The sequence below is a fragment of the uncultured Chitinophaga sp. genome, from assembly GCF_937874145.1.
In the GTDB taxonomy this organism is placed as follows: domain Bacteria; phylum Bacteroidota; class Bacteroidia; order Chitinophagales; family Chitinophagaceae; genus Chitinophaga.
Window position 1 is genome coordinate 1 of record NZ_CALNBI010000106.1, and the last position, 9,038, is coordinate 9,038.

6 protein-coding genes and 1 pseudogene are annotated in these 9,038 nt (G+C 56.9%); 2 read left to right on the plus strand and 5 right to left on the minus strand.

Going from position 1 to position 9,038, the window contains the following annotated elements:
* A pseudogene (locus tag Q0510_RS04835) lies at window positions 1–552 on the plus strand (PLP-dependent aminotransferase family protein); the annotation flags it as partial.
* Between the two features lie 70 nt (window positions 553–622).
* Here the strand turns inward: Q0510_RS04835 and Q0510_RS04840 are convergent.
* Both Q0510_RS04840 and Q0510_RS04845 read right to left on the minus strand, forming a co-directional pair.
* The gene (locus Q0510_RS04840; protein WP_298708769.1) at window positions 623–1,654 is read right to left on the minus strand and encodes a fatty acid desaturase; all 1,032 of its coding nucleotides are present in this window, start codon (window positions 1,652–1,654) and stop codon (window positions 623–625) included.
* A 9-nt stretch (window positions 1,655–1,663) separates the two neighbouring features.
* A complete protein-coding gene (locus Q0510_RS04845; protein WP_298708771.1) occupies window positions 1,664–2,560 on the minus strand; it encodes a lysophospholipid acyltransferase family protein in 897 nt (298 codons plus the stop codon).
* Window positions 2,561–2,895: 335 nt separating this feature from the next.
* Between Q0510_RS04845 and Q0510_RS04850 the strand changes: the two genes are divergently transcribed.
* The gene (locus tag Q0510_RS04850; protein ID WP_298708773.1) at window positions 2,896–3,990 is read left to right on the plus strand and encodes a Gfo/Idh/MocA family oxidoreductase; all 1,095 of its coding nucleotides are present in this window, start codon (window positions 2,896–2,898) and stop codon (window positions 3,988–3,990) included.
* A 117-nt stretch (window positions 3,991–4,107) separates the two neighbouring features.
* Here the strand turns inward: Q0510_RS04850 and Q0510_RS04855 are convergent, their stop codons facing one another.
* From Q0510_RS04855 to Q0510_RS04865, 3 genes are all read right to left on the minus strand, one after another.
* Entirely contained in the window at window positions 4,108–4,518 is a 411-nt protein-coding gene (locus Q0510_RS04855) for a hypothetical protein (protein WP_298708775.1), read from the minus strand.
* Between the two features lie 12 nt (window positions 4,519–4,530).
* A complete protein-coding gene (locus Q0510_RS04860; protein ID WP_298708778.1) occupies window positions 4,531–6,387 on the minus strand; it encodes a RagB/SusD family nutrient uptake outer membrane protein in 1,857 nt (618 codons plus the stop codon).
* A gap of 10 nt (window positions 6,388–6,397) precedes the next feature.
* The coding region (locus tag Q0510_RS04865) for a TonB-dependent receptor (protein ID WP_298708780.1) at window positions 6,398–9,038 on the minus strand (2,641 nt) is incomplete at its 5' end.

Genomic DNA, 9,038 nt, shown 5'->3' on the forward strand with positions numbered 1-9,038 from the left:
GATAACAACCCCGTGCTGCCGCTGGCGGCATTCGACGCCAAAGACCGGGTGGTGTACGTCGGCTCGTTCGGGAGATCGTTGCCGGCGGGGTTTGCGTATGGGTTTGTAGCCGGGCCGGCGGATTTCATACAGGAGCTGGAGAAGCACCAGAACATCCTGGAGCCGGGGAAAGACGTGATCAAGGAACAGGTGCTGACCGATTGGATACAGGACGGGGAGGTGCACCGGTTGTCGAAAAAGAACCGGAAAATTTACCAGGAGCGCCGGGATGATTTTGTGGCCTTGCTGGAGGAAAAACTGGGAAGCCGCATCCGTTTCCGGGTGCCGCCCCGCGGGCTGGCGGTATGGGTGGAGTGGCTGGACGATTTCAACCTGGTGAAGTTGCAGAAGGAATGTGCGGCGCGGGGATTGTTCCTGCCGAAAACGATATTGTATCAAACCAAAAGCCTCACGGCCACGCGCCTCGGCTTCGGCAATATGGACCGGGAAGAGATGGCGGCGGCGGTGGAGATATTGCGGCAATCGCTGGAGGCGGTATTGTTGCGGGGTTGATCCTAAACGAACGAAAAAAGCCGTTTGCACCCGGGGATGTAAACGGCTTTTGTATAAATTAGAAATCAGATTAACGTTTGTTGCCGGCTACCGGCGCGGTATAGAGCCTGCCGATGGTGGCTTCGCGGGGAATGGGTGGTACGCCGGTCATCATCTGCAGTTCCGGGTCCCAGACTTTAAGGCTGAGGCAGGCGCGGATGTCTTTGAAGCGGAGGGAGGTAGTAGTCGCCGTTTGCAGTTCCGGGATGCCGGCATACGCTTCCGGCAGGCGGTAGAACGGGATGCGGGCATTGAGGTGGTGGATGTGGTGCAGGCCGATGTTGCCGGCAAACCAGGCCATGAGGGGGCTCATGGTCATGTGGCTGGAGGAAATGAGCGCGGCTTTGTCGTAGCACCATTCTTCCTTGGTATTGAACACAACGCCCGGAAAGTTATGCTGGGCGTAGAAAAGATATGTTCCGATACAGGTGGCGATGAAAATGGGCGCCAACACCAGCAGGGCCCAGGAAGCCCAGCCGAAGAACACGATCACGGCGGCGGAAGCGGCAACATGCAGGATCAGCGCGATGAGGGCGTCGTAATGGCGGCGGGGGCTGGCGATAAAGGAATTCACGCACATCCCGATGATGAACATGAACAGGTATCCGAAGAGGATGGTGAGCGGGTGGCGGGTGAAAAGGTACATCCGGCGTTCCTTGCGGCTCATGGCGAGGTAACCTTTGGTGGTAGCGATCGGGTAAGAGCCGATGCTGGCGCTGAACAGCTTGGAATTGTGCTGGTGATGGTAATCATGCGAACGCTTCCAGATGCTGGCGGGCGCGAGAATGTAGAGCCCGAATACCGTCATAATCGCATTGGCGGCCGGACTGTTCTTTAATATCGTATGGTGTTGAAAATCGTGATAGATAATGAACATGCGCATGATCAGCAGGCCCGAAAGCAGGCTGAAGGCGATCCGCAACGCAAGGTAGGGCATCACCACGGTAGCCGTGAGGGATGCGATAAGCAGACATAAGGTGCTTAATGTGTACCACCAGCTCAGGGAGCGTTTCTCCTGCGCGTAAACTTTGGTAGCCAGAATAAGTTGTTTTCCTTCTAACATTGCGTTCTTTTAAACAGTTGCGGTTGTTGGTTGCGTTTTTCTTTTATGTTTCCATCTTTTGTGCGACCACAGCCAGGTAGCGGGCTGGGCGATGATGTCGGCCTCTAATTTGGCGGTATGGAGCGTGGTGATGTTGCCGGGGGCTTCCTGTGCGGGGTTTTCCACCAGCACTTCAGCGGAAACCGAATAGTAGCCTCTTTTGAGCCGCGATACGGAAACATACACCACCTGGTAATTCATTTTGGAAGCAATGCGCTCGGTGCCGGTAAAAACGGGCGTGTCCTGGTGGAGGAACGGCACCCACTGGGCATTGTCGGGCCGGGGCGACTGGTCGGCGATTAACGCCGTAGCATTGATCTCGCCGCGCAGCTTCACCATCTCCCGGAAAGTATCCTGCATGGGGATGAGCCTGGTGCCGAAGCGGGTGCGCATCCTGTACATCAATCCGTTGAAATGTTTATTGGCCAGCGGGTGAAATACCACGTACAACTGTTGCGGGCATAAAATGCTGAAAGTATTCCCGGCCCATTCCCAGTTGCCTTTGTGCCCCATCACCAGCACCACGCTTTTGCCTTCGGCATGCAGGCGCCTGAAGAGCGCCACGCTTTCCGGCGTGAGCGCGCAATGCCGCAGCATGGCAGCCTTGCTGATGGTGAGCGTTTTGAACGTTTCCAGGAACAAATCGCAGAAATACCGGTAAAAATCCCGGCAGATCTTGTCGCGCTCCGCTTCCGTCTTATCCGGAAAGGAGTTGGCCAAATTCTGTTTCACTACCTTTTTACGGTAACCCACAACGTAATACAAGAGGCAGAAAACCACGTCCGACAGCAGATACAGCAGCGGGAACGGGAGAATACTGATCAGGTAAACGACCGGGAGCACCAGGTAGTAGAGGATAATAGTCAAATAGTCTCAGTTGTAGTTTGGCATGAATGTGCAAAGTTACCCGTAATAACCGGATACTTCACTGTTTTATTATTTACGGTCTCACAATATTCTGTTAAAAGAATATCTGGCGGTAATATATAAAAATTAAATCTAATCATATTCATTATCACGGTTATAATCACACAAAAAGGTTACGGTTGTTGCCGGATCGCGGGTATCCGGGCGGGAAGCGGTTTCCCGGCGCATATCAGGTGCTGCTGTAAGAATGACGGAAAAACTGCCCCGCACCCCTATATGGGTTTGGGATTCGGCGAAAAATTGGCTATCTTATCGAACCTTAAAAACCCTCGCACATGCATCAATCCCGCCGCGACTTCCTGCAATATTCGGCGCTCTTCGGCGCCGCAGCGGTAGCCTCGCCACTGGCCGGCTTTGCCGGATTCTCCCAACAGAAGAAACTGGGCATCGCCCTGATAGGCCTCGGCGGCTACGCCACCAACCAGTTGGCGCCCGCCCTGTTGCAGACGCAATACGTGGAGCTGCGCGGCATCGTTACCGGCACGCCGTCCAAGATCCCGAAATGGGTCGAGAAGTACCGGATCCCGGAGAAAAACATCTACAACTACGAAAATTTCGACCGCATCAAGGATAACAAAGACATCGATGTGGTATATATCGTGCTCCCGAACTCCATGCACGCGGAATTCACCGTCCGCGCCGCGAAGGCCGGCAAGCACGTCATCTGCGAAAAGCCCATGGCCGTAAGCGTGGCGGAAGGCCGGCAGATGATCGACGCCTGTAAAAAAGCAGGCAAACAGCTCGCCATCGGCTACCGCCTGCATTACGATCCCTTCCACCTGGAGATGATGCGGCTGAGCCGGGAGAAAGTATTCGGGGAAGTGAAACTGGTGGAAGCCAGCGACGGTTTCCGGGCCGGAGACCCCAATCAATGGCGCCTCAAACACGCCCTCTCCGGCGGCGGCCCCCTGATGGACGTCGGGATTTACGCCATCCAGGGCGCCCGCTACACCATCGGGCTGGAGCCCGTCTCCGTTACCGCGCAGGAATTCCCGAAAACCGACCCCGTCAAGTTTAAAGACGTGGAAGAATCCCTGGCCTGGCAACTGCAATTCCCCAACGGCGCCATCGCCAATTCGTTCACTACTTACATCACCGGCGTGAACCGGCTCTACGCCGCCGCCGAAAAAGGCTGGTTCGAAGTGAATAACGCTTTCGGCTACGGCGGCCAGCAGGGGCGCACCAGCACCGGCGCCATGCCTTTCACCCACATCAACCAGCAGGCCGCGCATATGGACGGCGTTTGCAAAGCCATCCTCGAAAACCGGCCCAACAACGTGCCGGGAGAAGAAGGCCTCCGCGATATGAAAGTCATCGAAGCGATCTACGCTTCCGCAGCCGCGGGCGGCAAACCGGTAAAAATCGGCTAACAATACCTCCCCGTACACAGCAAAAGCCTTCGGATTCCGAAGGCTTTTGTTTTACAGGTAATCGTGGCGGAAGGAAATTAGGCCGGCCCCGGAAGGGGCCGGCGTTCTCATAGCACGTTACGGTGTTACACGTATGACGAATGTCCTGCTCGTGGGCTTGCCGTCGAGGTCGGTGGCGTCGATGCGGATGGTGGTTTCCGTTGTGATGCCCGTCAGCACGTAGTTGACATGGTACACATTCGGCGTCAGCCGGAAGTCGTTATAGGATTCCAGCGGTGTTTCCGTACCGCCGGTTTGCTTGTACATTTTGATTTCTTTCAGCTTCAAAGGCGCGCTCACGCGGGCTTTTACGTTCCATTCGGTAGTGCCGGCCGGCAGCGTAACGGCCACGAAGTCGGGGTTCTGTACGGCATCGCCTTCATAGAACAGGATCTCCGGCGGGAACTTGTCGAAGAATTCCTTGTCTCCTTTCTTGCAGCTACTGAAAACCGCCAGTACTGCGGCGCATATTAAAAGTATGTTTCTCATGGTCGTTCAGTTTTACCAGCCTGGGTTTTGTTGCATGTTCGGGTTATTGTTGACCTCGGATTGCGGAATAGGCAGCAGGTTGTGCTTCTGCTGGAACACCCTTCTTTCCCAAACCAGGATTTTATACACGAAAGAACCGTCGGCTTTCTTGAGGATATCGTGCTCATACACGGTTTTCTGCGTCTGCTCGCCGATGTTCCAGCGGCGGATATCAAAGAAGCGATGGTCTTCGAAAGCCAGTTCGATCCTGCGTTCGTTCCGGATGAACTTGCGCAGCTGCGCCTGGCTGGAGGTGTTCCAGCCGTTGTTGGCGAAGGTAACGGCCACGGAAGGCATGTCTGCCCGGGCGCGGATCTTGTCCAGCGCGGCGATGGCCTCGCTGCGGTCGGCCCCGTCGGGCAGGTATTCGTTCATCGCTTCCGCATAGTTCAGGAGCATTTCCACGAAGCGGTACACGGGGAAGGAGTGGTTCGTTTGCCCCTGCACGCCGCTGTTGTTGATGGTGATGTTTTTCGGGTCCATGAACTTGCGCAGGAACAGGCCGGTATGTGCGTAGCCATTGAGGAACTCCTGCCCGAAGGAGCCGTCTTCGCCCCGCCAGGGGTTAAACGTGATCCCGCTGAACATGGAACCATTGTACCACAGGGAATGATAGAACCGGGAATCGCGGTTGGCGTAAGGCTGCTGCGGATCGAATCCCGATTCCGGGTTCACCAGGAACTGCCCGTTGCCGTCCAGTTTGGGCACGCCGTACTCGTCGGTCTGGTACACCGGGTAGCCTTCTTTGGTCTCGAAGCAAGCGGCGTAGTTATAGGTGGGAAGGGTGAACGACGCATCCCCCGCGCGCTGCATGGCGCCGGGCAGCTGCCATTTATCCAGCTCGTTGGTGAGGCCTTTCCGTGCGTAACCGAGGATATACTCGGTGTTCACCCGCGTGATGAACACGTTGAACCAGCCCATCGCTTTCATGGAACCGGGGTAGGTGACGCGGGTGCCGAAATAGTTGTTGGGCTCCGTCCTCACCACCAGGCTGTACACCGGCGCGCCGTTCTCGTCGGTATGATCGATTACCGCTTTGGCTGCCTCCGCAGCCGCCAGCCAGCGGTTGGCGTCGTAGCCGCCCCAGGACCAGGGGCTTTCGCTGCCGGAAGCGTTGCTGTTGAAGAGCGGACTGGCCAGGTGCAGCATCACCCGCGCTTTCACGGCTTTGGCGAGGCCGCTGGTTACGCGCATGTAGTCGCCGCCCGTTTGCCGCGCGGGCAGGTTGGCCGCCGCCCGGTCGCATTCATCGCTGATGAACTTCTGCATCTCCGCCAGGCTTGCGCGGCCGGAGAGCAGTTCGGGCGAATCGCGCTGCAGCACTTTCGTGATCAGCGGCACGCTGCCGTACCAGCGGACGAGCTCCGCATAAAAATACGCGCGCAGCAGCACGGCTTCATACTTCAGCCGGTCGCGCACTTCGATGGAGTTCATGTATTGCTCAGGGTCTACCGGTACGTTGTCGATTTTGCTCAGGAAAAGGTTGCAGGCGCGGATGGCGGCGTAATAATCGGCCCAGCGCTTGAACTTGTCCGGCATGCTGGTGGGATTATAGGCTCCCACATGTACGTTGTTCACCCATCCCCACCAGGGGCGCGACTCACCATCGTCCGTACAGGCGTCGAGGTACACGTTGTTGTCCCAGCTGTAGGGGATGCGGCGGTAGATGTCCGTGAGGAATTCCTTGGTGTATTTGGCGTTGGTAAATACCCGTTCCTCGTTCAGGTCGCCGGATTCCGCCTTGTCCAGCAGCCCCGCGCCGTCTTTGGTGCACGACGCGAGCGTGAGGAGCAGGAGGAAGTATGTTAATTTTTTGATACTCGTTTTCATGATTGCTGTTTTACAAGGTTACTCTGACGCCCACGTTCCAGGTTCTGAGCTGGGGATAGGCTTTGCCGATTTCGCTGTCGGATTCGGGATCCCAGTTCATCATTTTGTCCCAGGTGATGAGGTTGTTGCCGTTCACGAAAAAGCGGGCGCCTGACATGCGCATGCGCGTCAGCAGGGGCTTGCGCAGGTTGTAGCCGATCTCCACCGTCTTCAGCCGCACATAATTCCGCGTATACAGCCAGTAAGTGGATTTGCGGTGGTTATTGGTATTTTCCGTAGGGTGAAGGCGGGGATAAGTAGCGTTGTCCCAGCTGGAAGGATCATCGGGGTTGTAGCGGCCGAGGTGATGGCGCATTACTTTCCCGAGCTGGCTGAATTCCCACACCGCATCTTCCTTGAAATACATATCCGCCCCGCCGGCGCCCTGGAACAGCGCGCTTACGTCAAACCCTTTGTAGCTGCCGCCCACGGTGAGGCCGTAAATGAATTCCGGAACGGTCCCTTTGCCGATGGCGCCTTCGTCGTAGCTGTCGATCAGCCCGTCGCCGTTACGGTCGGCATACTTGATATCGCCGGGATATACCACGCCGTAGGAAGGAATCGGCATTTTGCTTTTGAGGACGGGGAAACCGCCTTCCAGTTGCAGCTGGCCGTTGGCATCCAGTTCGAAATCGTTCATGGAATACAGGCCGATATCTGTCAACCCGAAGTGCTGGCCGATCTGGCGGCCTTCTCTTTTCTGCCAGTCGTACCGTTTGCCTTCTTCGTCTATGCGCAGGATGACGTTGCGGGCGAAGGTGAAGTTGCCTTTGAAGAAGTAAGTGAAGTCGCCTTTCTTGTCATTGAACCCGAGCTCCATGTCGAAGCCCTTGTTGCGCACGCGCCCGAGGTTTTCGGGGGGCAGGCCCTGACCGTCTTTCCGGGTGTCGTTCTGCGGGTTGTTCATGCCGAATACGAGGGGAACGGAGTAGGGAATGGCCAGGATATCGCGGCGGTTTTCGGCGAAAACGTCGGCTGTTAAGGTGATGCGGTTATCCCACATCCGCGCGTCGAAACCGATATTGGATTTCTTCGCGCGCTCCCAGGTAACGAACGCATTGCCGGGCTGCCCTTCGATGATGCCTCTTTCGGAACCGGGCTGCTCGCCCCAGTAAATCCGCCATCCGTCCTCGTTCGGCGCGTAATTGTAGCGTTGTTCGTAGAGATAGTTGAATTTCCCGATCCGGTCGTTGCCGATCTCGCCGTAAGAGCCTCTTATCTTCAGGTAATTGATAAAATTATCCCTGCCCCAGAACGCTTCTTCGGAGGCTACCCATCCCAGCGACACCGCGGGGAAGAAACCGTATCTCCGGCTGGGATCGAACTGCATGGAGCCGTTGTAACCGGCATTCACTTCAAACAGGTATTTATTTCTATAACCATAAGTGGCGCGCCCCACCCAGCCCAGGTACCCCGTGGGGATCCTGGCTTCTTCAAACTGCTGGATCTGCTGGTACAGTACCATAGCCGTTACCGCGTGATCGCCGAAGGTACGGTTGTAGTTCAGCGACCCTTCGAAATGCTGCCGCCGGAAACCGGGCTTCCGGTCTGTAGAAATGGAAATCTCCGTGGCGTTTTTGTTGAGGATATACTGCCCGAAACGGGTGTACTCATACAGCAGCGGCTTCTCCACGATGTCGCGGCGCGATTCGATGGAGCTCACAAAACCCACTAGCGTGCGGAACGACAAGCCCCTGGTGATCTTGTTCAGATCCTGCTTGATCGTGAAAGCGCCTTCCAGTACGTTCTTGTTGCGGTGGCGGTTGCCGAACTGCGACAACAGGGCATAGGGCGACAACCGGCTTTCGTCGGAACGCCCGCCGATGCTGCCATCCGGGTTGATGTAAGACTGGAAGTTCGGGGGCAGCCTTCTCAGCTTATCGAACAGGTCTTCGTCGAAGTTGGGCTGTTTCCTTTCCTCGAACCGCCCGGTAAGGTCGAGCCCCAGTTTGAGCGTGGGGTTGACGGTGAAGTCGAGGTTGGGGCGGAAAGTCATGCGGTCGTACACCGTATTGGTGGGGTAGCGGGAATTGCTGAATTCCTTGTAGAGCCCTTCCTGGTGGAGGTGGTTGGCGGAGATGAAGTAGGAAAGCACTTCGTTGCCGCCCCGCACGCTCACGTTCGACAGCTGCTGCCACGAAGCCTTCCGCATGAAATCTTCGTAATAGTCATTATCCGGATGCGTATACGGCGAGTTCTTCAGGCGGTAATGCTCCAGGTCGCTGGCGGTATATTCGGCCGGTTTGCCTTCGTTCTTCAATGCCTCGTTGGTGAGCAGCGCAAAGTCGTAGGAACCGAGGTAATCGGGCTTGCGGATGGGCTGCTGCACGGCGGCCTGGGTGGAGATGGACAGCACCGGCCGCCCGGGGGCACCGCGTTTGGTGGTGATGAGGATCACGCCGTTGGCGCCGCGCACGCCGTACACCGCGGTGGCGGAAGCGTCTTTGAGGACGGAGAAGGTCTCGATGTCGGTCGGGTCGATCTGCTGCCATTCCCGTTCCACCCCGTCGACCAGCACGAGCGGCGCGGTGGTGTTGGTGGTGGCCATCCCGCGGATGTAGATCTGCGCATCGTCGGCGGCCCGGCGCCCGCGGCGGTCGCGGTGCAACTTT

Coding starts and splice junctions, on each gene's coding strand:
- Q0510_RS04860 (WP_298708778.1), bottom strand. CDS start 6,387: ATGAAAACGAGTATCAAAAAATTAACATACTTCCTCCTGCTCCTCACG.
- Q0510_RS04850 (WP_298708773.1), top strand. CDS start 2,896: ATGCATCAATCCCGCCGCGACTTCCTGCAATATTCGGCGCTCTTCGGC.
- Q0510_RS04840 (WP_298708769.1), bottom strand. CDS start 1,654: ATGTTAGAAGGAAAACAACTTATTCTGGCTACCAAAGTTTACGCGCAG.
- Q0510_RS04855 (WP_298708775.1), bottom strand. CDS start 4,518: ATGAGAAACATACTTTTAATATGCGCCGCAGTACTGGCGGTTTTCAGT.